General features: G+C 70.5%; 13 protein-coding genes. All 13 read left to right on the top strand.

The window, feature by feature from the left end:
• Positions 1 to 50 precede the first annotated feature (50 nt).
• The 13 genes from AB0I94_RS24290 (at position 51) to AB0I94_RS24230 (ending at position 16085) form a co-directional block, all read left to right on the top strand.
• Positions 51 to 1037: an aspartate carbamoyltransferase catalytic subunit gene (locus AB0I94_RS24290; RefSeq protein WP_363311727.1), complete on the top strand. Its 987-nt coding sequence runs from the start codon at positions 51 to 53 to the stop codon at positions 1035 to 1037.
• Between the two features lie 3 nt (positions 1038 to 1040).
• Positions 1041 to 2327, top strand: coding sequence for a dihydroorotase (locus AB0I94_RS24285; RefSeq protein ID WP_363311726.1), 1287 nt, complete (start codon positions 1041 to 1043; stop codon positions 2325 to 2327).
• Positions 2324 to 2917 carry a hypothetical protein gene (locus AB0I94_RS24280; protein WP_363311724.1) on the top strand — a complete coding sequence of 198 codons (594 nt, stop codon included), beginning with the start codon at positions 2324 to 2326 and terminating at the stop codon, positions 2915 to 2917. Before AB0I94_RS24285 ends, AB0I94_RS24280 begins: the two co-directional genes overlap by 4 nt.
• Positions 2914 to 4071, top strand: coding sequence for a glutamine-hydrolyzing carbamoyl-phosphate synthase small subunit (carA, locus tag AB0I94_RS24275; protein WP_363311723.1), 1158 nt, complete (start codon positions 2914 to 2916; stop codon positions 4069 to 4071). The genes AB0I94_RS24280 and carA overlap by 4 nt, the downstream gene beginning before the upstream one ends.
• Positions 4064 to 7372 (top strand): carbamoyl-phosphate synthase large subunit, encoded by a 3309-nt coding sequence (gene carB, locus AB0I94_RS24270; RefSeq protein WP_363311722.1) that lies wholly within the window; start codon positions 4064 to 4066, stop codon positions 7370 to 7372. The genes carA and carB overlap by 8 nt, the downstream gene beginning before the upstream one ends.
• A 54-nt stretch (positions 7373 to 7426) precedes the next feature.
• Positions 7427 to 8533: a quinone-dependent dihydroorotate dehydrogenase gene (locus AB0I94_RS24265; RefSeq protein WP_363311721.1), complete on the top strand. Its 1107-nt coding sequence runs from the start codon at positions 7427 to 7429 to the stop codon at positions 8531 to 8533.
• Positions 8530 to 9375 carry an orotidine-5'-phosphate decarboxylase gene (gene pyrF, locus AB0I94_RS24260; RefSeq protein ID WP_363311720.1) on the top strand — a complete coding sequence of 282 codons (846 nt, stop codon included), beginning with the start codon at positions 8530 to 8532 and terminating at the stop codon, positions 9373 to 9375. The genes AB0I94_RS24265 and pyrF overlap by 4 nt, the downstream gene beginning before the upstream one ends.
• 276 nt (positions 9376 to 9651) lie before the next feature.
• Positions 9652 to 9975, top strand: a complete 324-nt coding sequence (locus tag AB0I94_RS24255; protein WP_005319887.1) for an integration host factor — start codon at positions 9652 to 9654, stop codon at positions 9973 to 9975.
• 38 nt (positions 9976 to 10013) lie between these two features.
• The gene (gene gmk, locus AB0I94_RS24250) at positions 10014 to 10607 is read left to right on the top strand and encodes a guanylate kinase (RefSeq protein WP_363311718.1); all 594 of its coding nucleotides are present in this window, start codon (positions 10014 to 10016) and stop codon (positions 10605 to 10607) included.
• Positions 10608 to 10679: 72 nt separating this feature from the next.
• Positions 10680 to 10952 (top strand): DNA-directed RNA polymerase subunit omega, encoded by a 273-nt coding sequence (gene rpoZ, locus AB0I94_RS24245; protein ID WP_005319902.1) that lies wholly within the window; start codon positions 10680 to 10682, stop codon positions 10950 to 10952.
• A 117-nt stretch (positions 10953 to 11069) separates the two neighbouring features.
• Complete coding sequence (gene coaBC, locus AB0I94_RS24240; RefSeq protein ID WP_363311717.1) at positions 11070 to 12299, top strand: bifunctional phosphopantothenoylcysteine decarboxylase/phosphopantothenate--cysteine ligase CoaBC; 1230 nt, start codon at positions 11070 to 11072, stop codon at positions 12297 to 12299.
• A 305-nt stretch (positions 12300 to 12604) separates the two neighbouring features.
• Positions 12605 to 13813: a methionine adenosyltransferase gene (gene metK / locus AB0I94_RS24235; protein ID WP_363311716.1), complete on the top strand. Its 1209-nt coding sequence runs from the start codon at positions 12605 to 12607 to the stop codon at positions 13811 to 13813.
• A 124-nt stretch (positions 13814 to 13937) separates the two neighbouring features.
• Entirely contained in the window at positions 13938 to 16085 is a 2148-nt protein-coding gene (locus tag AB0I94_RS24230) for a primosomal protein N' (RefSeq protein ID WP_363311715.1), read from the top strand.
• Positions 16086 to 16207 lie beyond the last annotated feature (122 nt).

Here is a 16207-nt window from a genome sequence, read left to right as displayed (position 1 = left end):
CCCTGCGCGCCCGCATGCCCGCAAACCTCCCCATGACGGAGTAAACCCAGATGATGCGACACCTCATCTCGGCCGCCGACCTCACCCGCGACGACGCCGTTCTCATCCTCGACACCGCCGAGGAGATGGCCCGGGTCGCCGACCGGCCGATCAAGAAGCTGCCCGCCCTGCGCGGCCGCACGATCTGCAATCTGTTCTTCGAGGACTCCACGCGGACCCGGATCTCCTTCGAGGCCGCCGAGAAGCGCCTCTCCGCCGACGTCATCAACTTCGCCGCCAAGGGCTCGAGCGTCTCCAAGGGCGAGTCCCTCAAGGACACCGCCCAGACCCTGGAGGCGATGGGCGTCGACGCCGTCGTCATCCGGCACGGCGCGTCCGGCGCCCCCTACCGCCTCGCCACCTCCGGCTGGATCGACGCCCCGGTGATCAACGCGGGCGACGGCACCCACCAGCACCCCACCCAGGCGCTGCTCGACGCCTTCACCATGCGCCGCCGCCTCGTCGGCCGCGACGCGGGCCTCGGCAAGGACCTGGCCGGCAAGCGCATCACGCTCGTCGGCGACGTCCTGCACAGCCGGGTCGCGCGCTCGAACGTCGACCTCCTGCACACCCTGGGCGCCGAGGTGACCCTGGTCGCCCCGCCCACGCTCGTGCCGGTCGGCGTGGACTCCTGGCCCTGCGACGTGTCGTACGACCTGGACCGGGTGCTCCCCAAGTCCGACGCCGTGATGATGCTGCGCGTGCAGCGCGAGCGCATGAACGCCGCGTTCTTCCCGACCGAGCGCGAATACTCGCGTCGCTACGGCCTGGACGGCCAGCGCATGGCGAAGATGCCCGAGCACGCCATCGTCATGCACCCCGGCCCGATGGTCCGCGGCATGGAGATCACCGCCGAGGTAGCCGACTCCGACCGCTGCACGGTCATCGAGCAGGTCGCCAACGGCGTGCACACCCGGATGGCCGTCCTCTACCTGCTCCTGGGCGGCAACGAACCAGCCGTCACCCACACGCGCCCCACCGCCTCAGAGGAGAAGTAAGACATGAGCAAGACCCTGATCCGTGGTGCGAAGGTCCTCGGCGGCGAGCCCCAGGACGTCCTGATCGACGGCGAGACGATCCTCGAAGTGGGGACCGGCACCGACGCGACCGGCGCCACCGTCGTCGAGGCCGACGGCAAGATCCTGCTGCCCGGCCTCGTCGACCTCCACACCCACCTGCGCGAGCCCGGCCGCGAGGACTCCGAGACCGTCCTGACCGGCACGCAGGCCGCCGCCTCCGGTGGCTACACCGCCGTCTTCGCCATGGCCAACACCTTCCCCGTCGCCGACACCGCCGGAGTCGTCGAGCAGGTCTACCGGCTCGGCCAGGAGGGCGGATACGCGGACGTCCAGCCGATCGGCGCCGTCACCGTCGGCCTTGAGGGCAAGAAGCTCGCAGAGCTCGGCGCCATGCACGAGTCCGCGGCCGGAGTCACCGTCTTCTCCGACGACGGCAAGTGCGTCGACGACGCCGTGATGATGCGCCGCGCGCTGGAGTACGTGAAGGCCTTCGGCGGCGTCGTCGCCCAGCACGCCCAGGAGCCGCGGCTCACCGAGGGCGCCCAGATGAACGAGGGCGTCGTCTCCGCCGAGCTGGGCCTCGGCGGCTGGCCCGCCGTCGCCGAGGAGTCGATCATCGCGCGTGACGTGCTGCTCGCCGAGCACGTCGGCTCGCGGGTGCACATCTGCCACCTGTCGACCGCCGGTTCCGTCGAGATCGTCCGCTGGGCCAAGTCGCGCGGCATCGACGTGACCGCCGAGGTCACCCCGCACCACCTGCTCCTGACCGACGAGATGGTCCGCTCGTACAACCCGGTCTACAAGGTCAACCCGCCGCTGCGCACCGAGCGCGACGTCATGGCGCTGCGCGAGGCCCTCGCCGACGGCACGATCGACATCGTCGCCACCGACCACGCCCCGCACCCGCACGAGGACAAGGACTGCGAGTGGGCCGCGGCCGCCATGGGCATGGTGGGCCTGGAGACCGCGCTCTCCGTCGTCCAGCAGACGATGGTCGAGACGGGCCTGCTCACCTGGGCCGCGGTCGCCGACCGGATGTCCGTCAAGCCCGCCGAGATCGGGCGGGCGAAGGGCCACGGACGCCCCGTCTCGGCAGGTGAGCCCGCCAACCTCACGCTCGTCGATCCGGCTTACCGTGGTGTCGTGGACCCCGCGGGCTTCGCCTCGCGCAGCGGCAACACCCCCTACGAGGGCCGTGAGCTGCCCGGCCGCGTGACGCACACGTGGCTGCGGGGCCGCGCCACGCTCGTCGACGGGAAGCTCGCGTGACATCTCTGATCTCTGCCGCCGCAGGACAAGCCGCTGCCATCGCAGCCGAGAAGAAGTCGGCGGACGTGACGGACTGGGCCGCCCGTGCGGGCTGGGTCGTCGGCCTCCTGCTCTTCATCGCGCTCGTCTACTGGCTGATGCGCGAGGGCTGGAAGTGGCGCGGCACGCTCCAGGGCGACCTGCCGGAGCTCCCTGCCGCGCCGTCCGACCCCGGTCCGGCCAGACTTGAGCTGAGCGGCCGCTACCACGGTTCCACCACGGCGGGCCAGTGGCTGGACCGCATCGTGGCGCACGGCCTCGGTACCCGCAGCCGCGTGGAGCTGACGCTCACGGACGCGGGCCTGGACGTCGTACGCCCTGGAGCGGCCGACTTCTTCATCCCGGCCGCACAGCTGCGCGAGGCCCGCCTCGACAAGGGCATCGCCGGAAAGGTCCTCGCGGAGGGCGGTCTGCTGATCGTCACGTGGGAACACGGCGAGAAGTCGATCGACTCGGGCTTCCGCTCGGACCACGCGGCCGAGCAGGCCGAGTGGGTCGGGGCAATCAACAACATGATCAAGACCAGCACTACGGAAGGCACCGCACGATGACGACCTCCACAAGGGGATCCGCCGTTAGGCAGAAGGCGTCTCCCGCCGTACTCGTCCTGGAGGACGGCCGCATCTTCCGCGGCCGCGCCTACGGGGCCGTGGGGGAGACCTTCGGCGAAGCGGTGTTCTCCACCGGCATGACCGGTTACCAGGAGACCCTCACCGACCCCTCGTACCACCGCCAGGTCGTCGTCATGACGGCCCCGCACGTCGGCAACACGGGCGTGAACGACGAGGACGACGAGTCCGGCCGCATCTGGGTCTCCGGCTACGTCGTGCGTGACCCCGCGCGCGTGCCCTCCAACTGGCGCTCCAAGCGCTCGCTGGACGAGCAGCTCGCCAACCAGGGCGTCGTCGGCATCTCCGGCATCGACACCCGCGCCCTCACCCGCCACCTGCGCGAGCGCGGCGCCATGCGCGTCGGCATCTTCTCCGGCGAGGCTGTCGCGGACGACGCGGCGCTGCTGGCCCGCGTCAAGGAAGCCCCTCAGATGGTGGGCGCCGACCTCTCCGCCGAGGTCGCCACCACCGAGTCGTACGTCGTCCCGGCCATCGGCGAGAAGAAGTTCACCGTGGCCGCGCTCGACCTCGGCATCAAGGGCATGACCCCGCACCGCATGGCCGAGCGCGGCATCGAGGTGCACGTGCTGCCCGCCACCGCGACGCTGGAGGACGTGTACGCGGTCAACCCCGACGGCTTCTTCCTGTCGAACGGCCCCGGCGACCCCTCCACCGTCGACCTGACCGTGGTCAAGGGCGTCCTGGAGCGCAAGACCCCGCTCTTCGGCATCTGCTTCGGCAACCAGATCCTCGGCCGGGCGCTCGGCTTCGGCACGTACAAGCTGAAGTACGGCCACCGCGGCATCAACCAGCCCGTGCAGGACCGCACGACCGGCAAGGTCGAGGTCACCGCGCACAACCACGGCTTCGCCGTCGACGCGCCGCTGGACAAGGTCTCCGACACGCCCTACGGACGCGCCGAGGTCTCCCACGTGTGCCTCAACGACCAGGTGGTGGAGGGGCTCCAGCTCCTCGACCAGCCCGCGTTCAGCGTCCAGTACCACCCCGAAGCCGCCGCCGGCCCGCACGACGCCGCGTACCTCTTCGACCGCTTCGTATCCCTGATGACCGCAGAAGGAGCCCAGCGTGCCTAAGCGCACCGATATCCAGTCCGTCCTGGTCATCGGCTCCGGCCCGATCGTCATCGGCCAGGCAGCGGAGTTCGACTACTCCGGCACCCAGGCGTGCCGCGTCCTCAAGGCCGAGGGCCTGCGCGTCATCCTGGTGAACTCCAACCCGGCGACGATCATGACCGACCCGGAGATCGCCGACGCGACCTACGTCGAGCCGATCACCCCCGAGTTCGTCGAGAAGATCATCGCCAAGGAGCGCCCCGACGCGCTCCTGCCCACCCTCGGCGGCCAGACCGCGCTCAACACCGCGATCTCCATGCACGAGCAGGGCGTCCTGGAGAAGTACGGCGTCGAGCTCATCGGCGCCAACGTCGAGGCGATCAACAAGGGCGAGGACCGCGACCTCTTCAAGGGCGTCGTCGAAGAGGTCAACAAGAAGATCGGGCACGGCGAGTCCGCCCGCTCGTACATCTGCCACTCCATGGACGACGTCCTCAAGGGCGTCGAGGAGCTCGGCGGCTACCCCGTCGTCGTCCGCCCCTCCTTCACCATGGGCGGCGCCGGTTCCGGCTTCGCCCACGACGAGGAGGAGCTGCGCCGCATCGCCGGACAGGGCCTGACGCTCTCGCCGACCACCGAGGTGCTCCTGGAAGAGTCCATCCTCGGCTGGAAGGAGTACGAGCTGGAGCTGATGCGCGACAAGAACGACAACGTCGTGGTCGTCTGCTCCATCGAGAACTTCGACCCGATGGGCGTGCACACCGGCGACTCGATCACCGTCGCGCCCGCGATGACGCTGACCGACCGCGAGTACCAGACCCTGCGTGACGTCGGCATCGCGATCATCCGCGAGGTCGGCGTCGACACCGGCGGCTGCAACATCCAGTTCGCCATCGACCCGACGGACGGCCGGGTCATCGTCATCGAGATGAACCCGCGCGTCTCGCGGTCCTCCGCGCTGGCGTCGAAGGCCACCGGCTTCCCGATCGCGAAGATCGCCGCGAAGCTGGCCGTCGGCTACACGCTGGACGAGATCCCGAACGACATCACCGAGAAGACCCCGGCCTCCTTCGAGCCGACCCTCGACTACGTGGTGGTCAAGGCCCCGCGTTTCGCCTTCGAGAAGTTCCCCTCGGCGGACTCGACCCTGACGACCACCATGAAGTCGGTCGGCGAGGCCATGGCGATCGGCCGCAACTTCACCGAGGCCCTGCAGAAGGCACTGCGCTCCCTGGAGAAGAAGGGCTCGCAGTTCACCTTCGTGGGCGAGCCCGGCGACAAGGCTCTTCTTCTGGAAGAGGCCGTCCGGCCGACCGACGGGCGCATCAACACCGTCATGCAGGCCATCCGCGCGGGCGCCACCCCCGAGGAGGTCTTCGAGTCCACGAAGATCGACCCGTGGTTCGTCGACCAGCTCTTCCTGATCAAGGAGATCGCGGACGAGCTGACCGCCGCCGAGCGCCTGGACGTCGAGCTGCTCGCCGAGGCCAAGCGGCACGGCTTCTCCGACGCCCAGATCGCCGAGATCCGCGGCCTGCGCGAGGACGTCGTCCGCGAGGTGCGCCACGCGCTCGGCGTGCGTCCGGTCTACAAGACGGTCGACACCTGCGCCGCCGAGTTCGCCGCGAAGACGCCATACTTCTACTCCTCGTACGACGAGGAGAACGAGGTCGCCAAGCGCGAGAAGCCCGCGGTCATCATCCTGGGCTCGGGCCCCAACCGCATCGGCCAGGGCATCGAGTTCGACTACTCCTGCGTCCACGCCTCCTTCGCGCTGAGCGACGCGGGCTACGAGACCGTCATGGTCAACTGCAACCCGGAGACGGTCTCGACGGACTACGACACGTCCGACCGCCTCTACTTCGAGCCGCTCACGCTCGAAGACGTCCTGGAGATCGTCCACGTCGAGGCACAGGCAGGGCCGATCGCGGGCGTCATCGTCCAGCTCGGCGGCCAGACCCCGCTGGGCCTCGCGCAGGCGCTCAAGGACAACGGCGTGCCGGTCGTGGGCACCCCGCCCGAGGCCATCCACGCCGCCGAGGACCGCGGCGCCTTCGGGCGCGTGCTCGCACAGGCCGGTCTCCCGGCGCCCAAGCACGGCACCGCCACCACGTTCGCCGAGGCCAAGGCCATCGCCGACGAGATCGGCTACCCCGTCCTCGTACGCCCGTCGTACGTGCTCGGCGGCCGCGGCATGGAGATCGTGTACGACGAGACCCGCCTCTCCGCGTACATCGAGGAGTCGACCGAGATCAGCCCCTCGCGGCCGGTGCTCGTCGACCGCTTCCTCGACGACGCGATCGAGATCGACGTGGACGCGCTCTACGACGGCGAGGAGCTCTACCTCGGCGGCGTCATGGAGCACATCGAGGAGGCCGGCATCCACTCCGGCGACTCGGCGTGCGCGCTGCCCCCGATCACGCTTGGCGGCTACGACATCAAGCGCCTGCGGGCCTCCACGGAGGGCATCGCCAAGGGCGTCGGCGTCCGGGGCCTCATCAACATCCAGTTCGCGATGGCCGGGGACATCCTCTACGTCCTGGAGGCCAACCCGCGTGCCTCGCGCACCGTCCCCTTCACCTCGAAGGCGACCGCGGTGCCGCTGGCCAAGGCCGCCGCGCGCATCTCGCTCGGCGCGACCGTCGCCGAGCTGCGCGCCGAGGGCATGCTCCCGGCGACCGGCGACGGCGGCACGCTGCCGATGGACGCGCCGATCTCGGTCAAGGAAGCCGTCATGCCGTGGAGCCGCTTCCGCGACATCCACGGGCGCGGCGTCGACACCGTCCTCGGCCCGGAGATGCGCTCCACCGGTGAAGTCATGGGCATCGACTCGGTGTTCGGCACGGCGTACGCCAAGTCGCAGGCCGGCGCGTACGGCCCGCTGCCGACCAAGGGCCGCGCCTTCATCTCGGTGGCCAACCGCGACAAGCGCTCGATGATCTTCCCGGCGCGTGAATTGGTCGCGCACGGCTTCGAGTTGCTCGCCACGTCCGGCACGGCCGAGGTGCTCAAGCGCAACGGCATCCACGCCACGGTCGTGCGCAAGCAGAGCGAGGGCGAGGGTCCGAACGGCGAGAAGACGATCGTCCAGCTGATCCACGACGGCGCGGTCGACCTCATCGTCAACACCCCGTACGGCACCGGCGGCCGCCTCGACGGCTACGACATCCGTACGGCGGCGGTCTCCCGCTCCGTGCCGTGCCTGACGACGGTCCAGGCGCTCGCCGCCGCCGTCCAGGGCATCGACGCGCTCAACCACGGGGACGTGGGCGTCCGTTCACTCCAGGAACACGCGGAGCATCTGACCGCGGCCCGCGACTAGCAGCCCACCAGGGGGACACCGATCCGGTGTCCCCCTTCTGCTGAGGACACGTACATGTACAAGCTTTTCTTCCACCTCCTCTTCCAGCGCATGGACCCGGAGCAAGCCCACTACCTGGCCTTCCGCTGGATCCGGCTCGCGGCCCGCGTCCCCGTGCTGCGCACCTTCGTCGCCGCCGTGCTCGCGCCGCGCCACAAGGAGCTGCGCACCGAGGCCCTCGGGCTGCGGATGCACGGTCCCTTCGGTCTCGCGGCGGGCTTCGACAAGAACGCCGTCGCGATCGACGGCATGTCGATGCTGGGCTTCGACCACATCGAGATCGGCACCGTCACGGGGGAGCCGCAGCCCGGCAACCCCAAGAAGCGTCTTTTCCGCCTCGTGCAGGACCGGGCGCTGATCAACCGCATGGGCTTCAACAACGAGGGCTCGGCGGCCGTCGCCGAGCGCCTGGGTGCCCGCAAGGCCGTCTTCAAGACGGTCGTGGGCGTCAACATCGGCAAGACCAAGGTCGTCCCCGAGGAGGAGGCCGCCGCCGACTACGTGAAGTCGACCGAGCGGCTCGCCGCCCACGCCGACTACCTCGTGGTCAACGTGTCGTCCCCGAACACCCCCGGCCTGCGCAACCTTCAGGCGACGGAGTCGCTGCGGCCGCTGCTGACCGCCGTGCGCGAGGCGGCCGACCGCAGCGTCACCGGGCGGCGCGTGCCGCTCCTGGTGAAGATCGCCCCCGACCTCGCGGACGAGGACGTCGACGCGGTAGCCGACCTGGCCGTCGAGCTCGGCCTCGACGGCATCATCGCGACGAACACGACCATCGCGCGCGAAGGCCTCGGTCTGCACTCCGAACCTTCGCTCTACGGAGAGACCGGCGGCCTGTCCGGAGCGCCTCTCAAGGAGCGCTCCCTGGAGGTCCTGCGCCGCCTCTACGCGCGCGTGGGCGACCGCATCACGCTCGTGGGCGTCGGCGGCGTCGAGAACGCCGAGGACGCCTGGCAGCGGATCCTCGCGGGCGCCACACTGGTCCAGGGCTACAGCGCCTTCATCTACGAGGGGCCCTTCTGGGCCCGCGGCATCCACAAGGGCCTCGCCGCCCGCCTGAACACCTCCCCGTACGCCACGCTCGCCGAGGCCGTCGGCGCCGACGTAAGGAAGTCCGCATGAGTGCCCTCGAACCCTTCGGTACGCGCCTGCGCCACGCCATGGACGAGCGTGGACCGCTCTGCGTCGGCATCGACCCGCACGCCTCCCTGCTGTCCGCCTGGGGCCTGAACGACGACGTCGCGGGCCTGGAGCGGTTCACCGGGACCGTCGTCGAGGCGCTCGCCGGGAGCGTCGCGGTGTTCAAGCCGCAGAGCGCGTTCTTCGAGCGCTTCGGTTCGCGCGGCATCGCCGTACTGGAGAAGGCCGTCCAGGAGCTGCGCGCGGCCGGCGCCCTGGTGGTCATGGACGCCAAGCGCGGCGACATCGGCTCGACCATGGCCGCGTACGCGGAGACCTTCCTACACAAGGACTCGCCGCTGTTCAGCGACGCCCTCACGGTCTCGCCCTACCTCGGCTACGGCTCGCTGAAGCCCGCTGTCGACCTGGCGCGCGAGAACGGCACCGGGCTCTTCGTCCTCGCCCTCACCTCCAACCCCGAGGGCGCCGAGGTGCAGCACGCGGTGCGCGAGGACGGCCGCACGATCGGCGCCACGATGCTGGGGCACCTCGCCGCCGAGAACGCAGGCGCCGAGCCCCTGGGGTCCTTCGGTGCCGTCGTCGGCGCCACGCTGGGGGACCTCTCCTCGTACGACCTCGCCGTCAACGGCCCGCTGCTCGCCCCGGGCATCGGGGCGCAGGGAGCCACCCCGGCGGACTTGCCGGGGGTCTTCGGGGACACGGTGCGCAATGTCGTGCCGAGCGTCAGCCGGGGTGTCCTGCGTCACGGTCCCGACGTGGCGGGTCTTCGCGTCGCCGCGAGCCGCTTCGCGGACGAGATCAGGGAGGCCGTCGCCTCGGCCTGAGGGTGTTTTTCCGTCTTCGAAGGACGTGTCCGGCCACGTCCTTGCCTTTCCTTGATGGCTCACCGGGCCAAATCAGGGGTGAAATGCCCGAAATGCACATCTCGACAGAGGCTGACCAGGACTTTTCGACTGTTCTCGCTGACTCTGGCGGCCATGCCCGCTAGTCTCCGACGAGAGCGAACGGGCAAGCGCGTTGCACGTTGCTCACCAGGTGTGGGGCGACTAGGTTCCTCACCGGTCCGTATCCGACAGTTCGACATCCGAGGTGACGTAGGCGTGGCTCTTCCGCCCCTTACCCCTGAACAGCGCGCAGCCGCGCTCGAAAAGGCCGCCGCGGCTCGCCGGGAGCGGGCCGAGGTCAAGAATCGACTCAAGCACTCCGGCGCCTCGCTTCATGAGGTCATCAAGCAGGGCCAGGAGAACGATGTCATCGGCAAGATGAAGGTCTCCGCCCTCCTGGAGTCCCTGCCCGGCGTGGGCAAGGTCCGCGCCAAGCAGATCATGGAGCGTCTTGGCATCTCCGAGAGCCGCCGTGTGCGCGGTCTCGGCTCCAACCAGATCGCCTCCTTGGAGCGTGAGTTCGGCGGTGGCGCTGCCTGACGTTCTCAGGCACTCCTGAGAACCTGGATAATCGCTGCATGGCTGCAACATCCCGGGGGACGACCCCCGTGCCCCCGGACGTACGTCCGCGGCTGACCGTGCTCTCCGGCCCCTCTGGGGTCGGCAAGAGCACGGTCGTCGCGCATATGCGCAAAGAACACCCCGAGGTCTGGCTCTCCGTCTCGGCCACCACCAGGAAGCCGCGCCCCGGCGAGAAGGACGGAGTCCACTACTTCTTCGTCTCCGACGAAGAGATGGACAAGCTGATCGCCAACGGCGAGCTCCTGGAGTGGGCCGAATTCGCGGGCAACCGCTACGGCACCCCGCGAGGCGCCGTCCTCCAGCGCCTGGAGGCGGGCGAGCCCGTACTCCTGGAGATCGATCTGCAGGGCGCGCGCCTGGTCCGCGAGTCGATGTCCGAGGCGCAGCTGGTCTTCCTCGCCCCGCCGAGCTGGGACGAACTGGTCCGCAGGCTCACCGGCCGGGGGACCGAGGCGGCCGAGGTGATCGAGCGCAGGCTCGGAGCGGCGAAGATCGAACTCGCCGCCGAGGCCGAGTTCGATACGACCCTTGTCAATACCTCCGTCGAGGATGTGGCGCGTGAGCTGCTAGCCTTGATGAAAGTTGTTTGATCTTCATCCTCAGTAACCCGGCTTTGATCTTCAGTTTCTCCTCGAAGGTCAATCCCCATCGGAAGGCAGAGAGTGTCCTCTTCCATCACTGCGCCCGAGGGCATCATCAACCCGCCGATTGATGAGCTCCTCGAAGCGACCGACTCGAAGTACAGCCTCGTGATCTACGCGGCCAAGCGCGCGCGCCAGATCAACGCGTACTACTCGCAGCTCGGTGAAGGCCTGCTGGAGTACGTCGGCCCGCTGGTGGACACGCACGTCCACGAGAAGCCGCTCTCCATCGCGCTCCGCGAGATCAACGCGGGTCTGCTGACGTCCGAGGCCATCGAGGGCCCGGCCCAGTAGTCGCCGTTCGTTTTCACAGTTCTTCACCACAGGCCCGGCAGCGCGACTGCCGGGCCTGTGGTGTGTCATGGAGTCGTACGGTCCCTGATGCGGGGATCGCGAGTGCGGGGAGGCACGGTGGGCAAGCCCGAGGTCGTTCTGGGGGTCAGCGGCGGAATCGCCGCGTACAAGGCCTGTGAGCTGCTGCGGCGGCTGACGGAGTCGGGCCATGACGTACGCGTCGTACCGACCGCGTCGGCGCTGCACTTCGTGGGCGAGGCGACCTGGTCGGCGCTGTCCGGGAACCCGGTCTCCACCGAGGTGTGGGACTCCGTCCACGAGGTGCCGCACGTACGGATCGGCCAGTCCGCCGACGTCGTGATCGTCGCCCCCGCGACGGCCGACATGATGGCGAAGGCGGCCCACGGCCTCGCCGACGACCTCCTGACGAACACGCTCCTCACCGCCCGCTGCCCGGTGATCTTCGCGCCCGCCATGCACACGGAGATGTGGGAGCACCCCGCCACGCAGGAGAACGTCGCCACGCTGCGCCGCCGCGGCGCCCTCGTCGTCGAGCCCGCCGTCGGCCGTCTCACCGGCGTGGACACGGGCAAGGGCCGCTTCCCGGACCCCGTGGAGCTCTTCGAGGTCGTACGCCGTGTCCTGGCGCGCGGCGACCTCGCGCAGGACCTCACCGGGCGGCACGTCGTCGTCAGCGCGGGCGGGACGCGCGAGCCGCTCGACCCGGTCCGCTTCCTGGGCAACCGTTCCTCCGGCAAGCAGGGGTACGCGCTGGCCCGCAGCGCCGCGGCGCGGGGCGCCCGCGTCACGCTCGTGTCGGCGAACCCGGCGCTGCCTCAGCCCGCCGGGGTCGACCTCGTGCCCGTGGGCACCGCGATCCAGCTCCGCGAGGCGATGCTGAAGGCCTCGGCGGACGCGGACGCCGTGGTGATGGCGGCGGCCGTGGCCGATTTCCGCCCCGAGACGTACGCGACGGGAAAGATCAAGAAGAAGGACGGCCAGGAGCCCGCGCCGATCACCCTGGTCCGCAACCCCGACATCCTCGCCGAGATCGCGGGGGACCGGCCGCGCCCGGGACAGGTGGTCGTCGGCTTCGCCGCCGAGACGGACGACGTGCTCGCCAACGGCCGCGCCAAACTGGAGCGCAAGGGCTGCGACCTGCTCGTCGTCAACGAAGTCGGCGAGCGCAAGACGTTCGGCTCCGAGGAGAACGAGGCGGTCGTGCTCGGCGCGGACGGCAGCGAGACCCCGGTTCCGTACGGTCCGAAAGAAGCGCTCGCGGACACGGTCTGGGATCTCGTGGCGGAACGCCTGACGACGCCTGCCGAAGAATTCCTGAAAAAATAGGGGTGACCCCCAGAAGAAACCCCTGCCGGAACCACGGGTGAAACAGGGGCGGAAACCGGGCCTCGAATGTCACAATCGCCCCACTGGGCGCCTCAAACCCGGGAAATTCGGGCGCGAGGCCCTCTGGTGGAGAAGGATCGTCGTACCGCACAATGCAGTGCCGCAGGTCACAGCGCTCCCAAGTGGCGAGACACGTGGTCCGGCGGCCGAGTGCGACCGATAAACTGGTCTCGGACGACGCCGGGCGCAGCTCCCGGCCGTCCACCAATGATCAGCCAGCAGCCGCTGCAACCACAGGGAGCGATGTGTCCCGCCGTCTCTTCACCTCGGAGTCTGTGACCGAGGGTCACCCCGACAAGATCGCTGACCAGATCAGCGACACCATTCTCGACGCGCTCCTGCGGGAGGACCCGAAGTCCCGGGTCGCCGTGGAGACGTTGATCACCACCGGCCTGGTGCACGTGGCCGGCGAGGTGACGACCAAGGCGTACGCGCCGATCGCGCAGCTGGTCCGCGACAAGATCCTCGAGATCGGTTACGACTCCTCGAAGAAGGGCTTCGACGGCGCCTCCTGTGGCGTCTCGGTGTCCATCGGCTCGCAGTCCCCCGACATCGCGCAGGGCGTCGACACGGCGTACGAGAAGCGCGTCGAGGGCGATGAGGACGAGCTCGACAAGCAGGGCGCGGGCGACCAAGGCCTGATGTTCGGCTACGCCTGCGACGAGACGCCGGAGCTGATGCCGCTCCCCATCCACCTCGCGCACCGTCTCTCGCGCCGCCTGTCCGAGGTCCGCAAGAACGGGACCATCCCGTACCTGCGCCCCGACGGCAAGACCCAGGTCACCATCGAGTACGACGGCGACAAGGCCGTCCGCCTCGACACCGTCGTGGTCTCCTCGCAGCACGCGTCGGACATCGACCTGGACTCGCTCCTGGCCCCCGACATCCGGGAGTTCGTCGTCGAGGCCGAGCTGAAGGCCCTCCTCGACGACGGCATCAAGCTGGACACGGAGGGATACCGCCTCCTGGTCAACCCGACCGGACGCTTCGAGATCGGCGGCCCGATGGGCGACGCCGGCCTCACCGGCCGCAAGATCATCATCGACACGTACGGTGGCATGGCCCGCCACGGCGGCGGCGCCTTCTCCGGCAAGGACCCGTCCAAGGTCGACCGCAGCGCCGCCTACGCGATGCGCTGGGTCGCCAAGAACGTCGTCGCCGCGGGCCTCGCGGCCCGCTGCGAGGTCCAGGTCGCCTACGCGATCGGCAAGGCCGAGCCGGTGGGCCTGTTCGTGGAGACCTTCGGCACGGCCACGGTCGACACCGACAAGATCGAGTCCGCCATCGCCGAGGTCTTCGACCTGCGCCCGGCCGCGATCATCCGCGACCTCGACCTGCTGCGCCCGATCTACGCGCAGACCGCCGCGTACGGCCACTTCGGCCGCGCGATCCCCGACTTCACGTGGGAGCGCACGGACCGCGTGGACGCGCTGCGGAAGGCCGCGGGGCTGTAAGGCTCCCTCGCCCGACGAGTTCCGACGAAGCCCGGCGCCCCCGGTGGGGCCGCCGGGCTTCGTCGTGCCGTGGCCGATATCGCCGCCCGCGGCCGTGTCAGTGGGGTCTGGTAGGAATGCAGCTGTGAGCAGCGAGAACCAGAAATCTGAGGGGGCGGGCGGGGCCGGGCCTCCCGAGCAGCTTGCGCTCATTCGGGAAGCGGTGCGCAAGGCCGAGGTGCCGCGGGCCAAGCCGCGGACCTGGCGGGGGGCCGCGTTGGCGAAGAGCCTGCCGGTGGCTCGGGTGCTGGTCGACAAGGGAGTGCTGCATCTCGACCGGTACTTCGACTACGCGGTGCCACAGGAGCTGGACGAGCAGGCTCAGCCCGGGGTGCGGGTCCGGGTGCGGTTCGGGGCCGGGGCGCGGAATGTACGCAGTGGGCGGCGCGAGGGCGGGGGGCTGATCGACGGGTTTCTCGTGGAGCGCGTCGCCGAGTCCGACTACTCCGGGCCGCTGGCCGCGCTCGCGCAGGTCGTTTCCCCCGAGCCCGTGCTCGACGGCGATTTGCTCGGGTTGGCGCGCGCTGTGGCCGATCGGTACGCGGGCAGCCTTGCCGATGTGTTGCAGCTGGCCGTGCCGCCGCGGCATGCCCGGGCCGAGGCGCGGGAGACGGGGGAGGCCCTGGCTGCTCCTTCCGCGCCGGACGCGGGGACCTGGCGGCGGTACGGGCATGGGGCGGAGTTCCTGGGGGCGTTGGCCTCCGGGGGTGCCCCCCGGGCCGTGTGGACCGCCCTTCCCGGACCGGAGTGGGCCGAGGAGATCGCCCGGGCCGTGCAGGCGACGCTCGCTTCGGGGCGCGGGGCTCTGGTGGTCGTGCCCGCCGGGCGGCCCGCGGCGAGGGTTGACGCGGCGCTGACCCAGCTGATGGGGGCGGGGCAGCATGCGCTGCTGACCGCTGATGTGGGGCAGGAGCGGCGATATCGGGAGTGGCTCTCCGTGCGGCGCGGTGCCGTGCGGGCCGTCGTGGGCACCCGGGCCGCCATGTTCGCCCCGGTACGCGATCTCGGGCTCGTCGTGATCTGGGATGACGGCGATGCCAGTCACAGCGATGACAACGCTCCCTTCCCGCATGTGCGGGAGGTGCTCGAACTCCGCGCCTCGCGGGACAAGTGCGGCTTCCTGCTGGGGAGTTGGAGTTGCACGGTGGAAGCCGCGCAGCTCGTGGAGAGCGGGTGGGCGGCGCCGTTGGCCGCCGACCGTGAGCAGGTGCGGCAGGCGGCGCCGCTCGTACGGACCGTCGGGGACGGTGACCTGGCCCGGGACGAGGCGGCTCGGGCCGCCCGGCTCCCGACGCTCGCCTGGAACGTCGCGCGGGAGGGGCTGAAGCACGGTCCTGTACTGGTCCAGGTGCCCCGCCGGGGGTACGTGCCCCGGCTCGCCTGCGACAGGTGCCGGGAGCCCGCGCGGTGCCGGCACTGTGCGGGGCCGTTGGAGGCGCGGGACGGTGGCGGGCTGTGGTGCGGCTGGTGCGGGGTGGGGGAAGGCGCCTGGCACTGCGGGGAGTGCGGGGGCTTTCGGCTGCGGGCGCAGGTGGTGGGTGCGCGGCGTACGGCCGAGGAGCTGGGGCGGGCGTTTCCGGCGGTGCCGGTGCGGACCTCGGGGCGGGAGCAGGTCCTCGACACCGTGGCGGGGACTCCGGCGCTGGTGGTGAGCACGCCGGGAGCGGAGCCCGTCGCCGAGGGCGGCTATGCGGCCGCGCTGCTGCTCGACGGCTGGGCCATGCTGGGGCGGCCCGATCTGCGGGCCGGGGAGGACGCGCTGCGGCGATGGATCGGGGCCTCCGCGCTGGTGCGGCCACAGGGGGAGGGCGGGACCGTGGTGGTCGTCGCCGAGCCGACGCTGCGGCCCGTGCAGGCGCTCGTGCGGTGGGACCCCGTGGGCCACGCGGTGCGGGAGCTTTCCGAGCGGGCCGAGTTGGGGTTCCCGCCCGTGTCGCGGATGGCTTCGGTGGCGGGGGCCCCGGAGGTGCTCTCCGAGTTCCTCGCCGCGGCGGAACTGCCGTCGGACGCGGCGGTGTTGGGACCGGTGCCCGTGCCGGACGCGGTTCCAGGACCCGCACGACGGTCCGGGACGGCGCCGGTCGGGGAGCGCTGGGAGCGCGTACTCATTCGGGTGCCGCCGGGCAGCGGAGCCGCGCTCGCCGCGTCGCTGAAGACGGCACAGGCCGCGCGGATGGCGCGGGGCGCCGGGGAGCCTGTGCGGATTCGGGTGGATCCGCTGGATATCGGCTAGGGCGCGTGCCGGGCGTCGCGAGGCCGCTGAGATCCGTCAGAAGGGCCCTGGGCGGGCCGTAGTCATGACGGAGCGGCTGCCTCGTACCGAGGGGGGATCGGTGGGAGACAGCCGCTGGATGG

Source organism: Streptomyces sp. NPDC050147 (genome assembly GCF_040660195.1).
In the GTDB taxonomy this organism is placed as follows: Bacteria; Actinomycetota; Actinomycetes; order Streptomycetales; family Streptomycetaceae; genus Streptomyces.
This window is presented reverse-complemented; position numbering and strand designations above follow the sequence as displayed.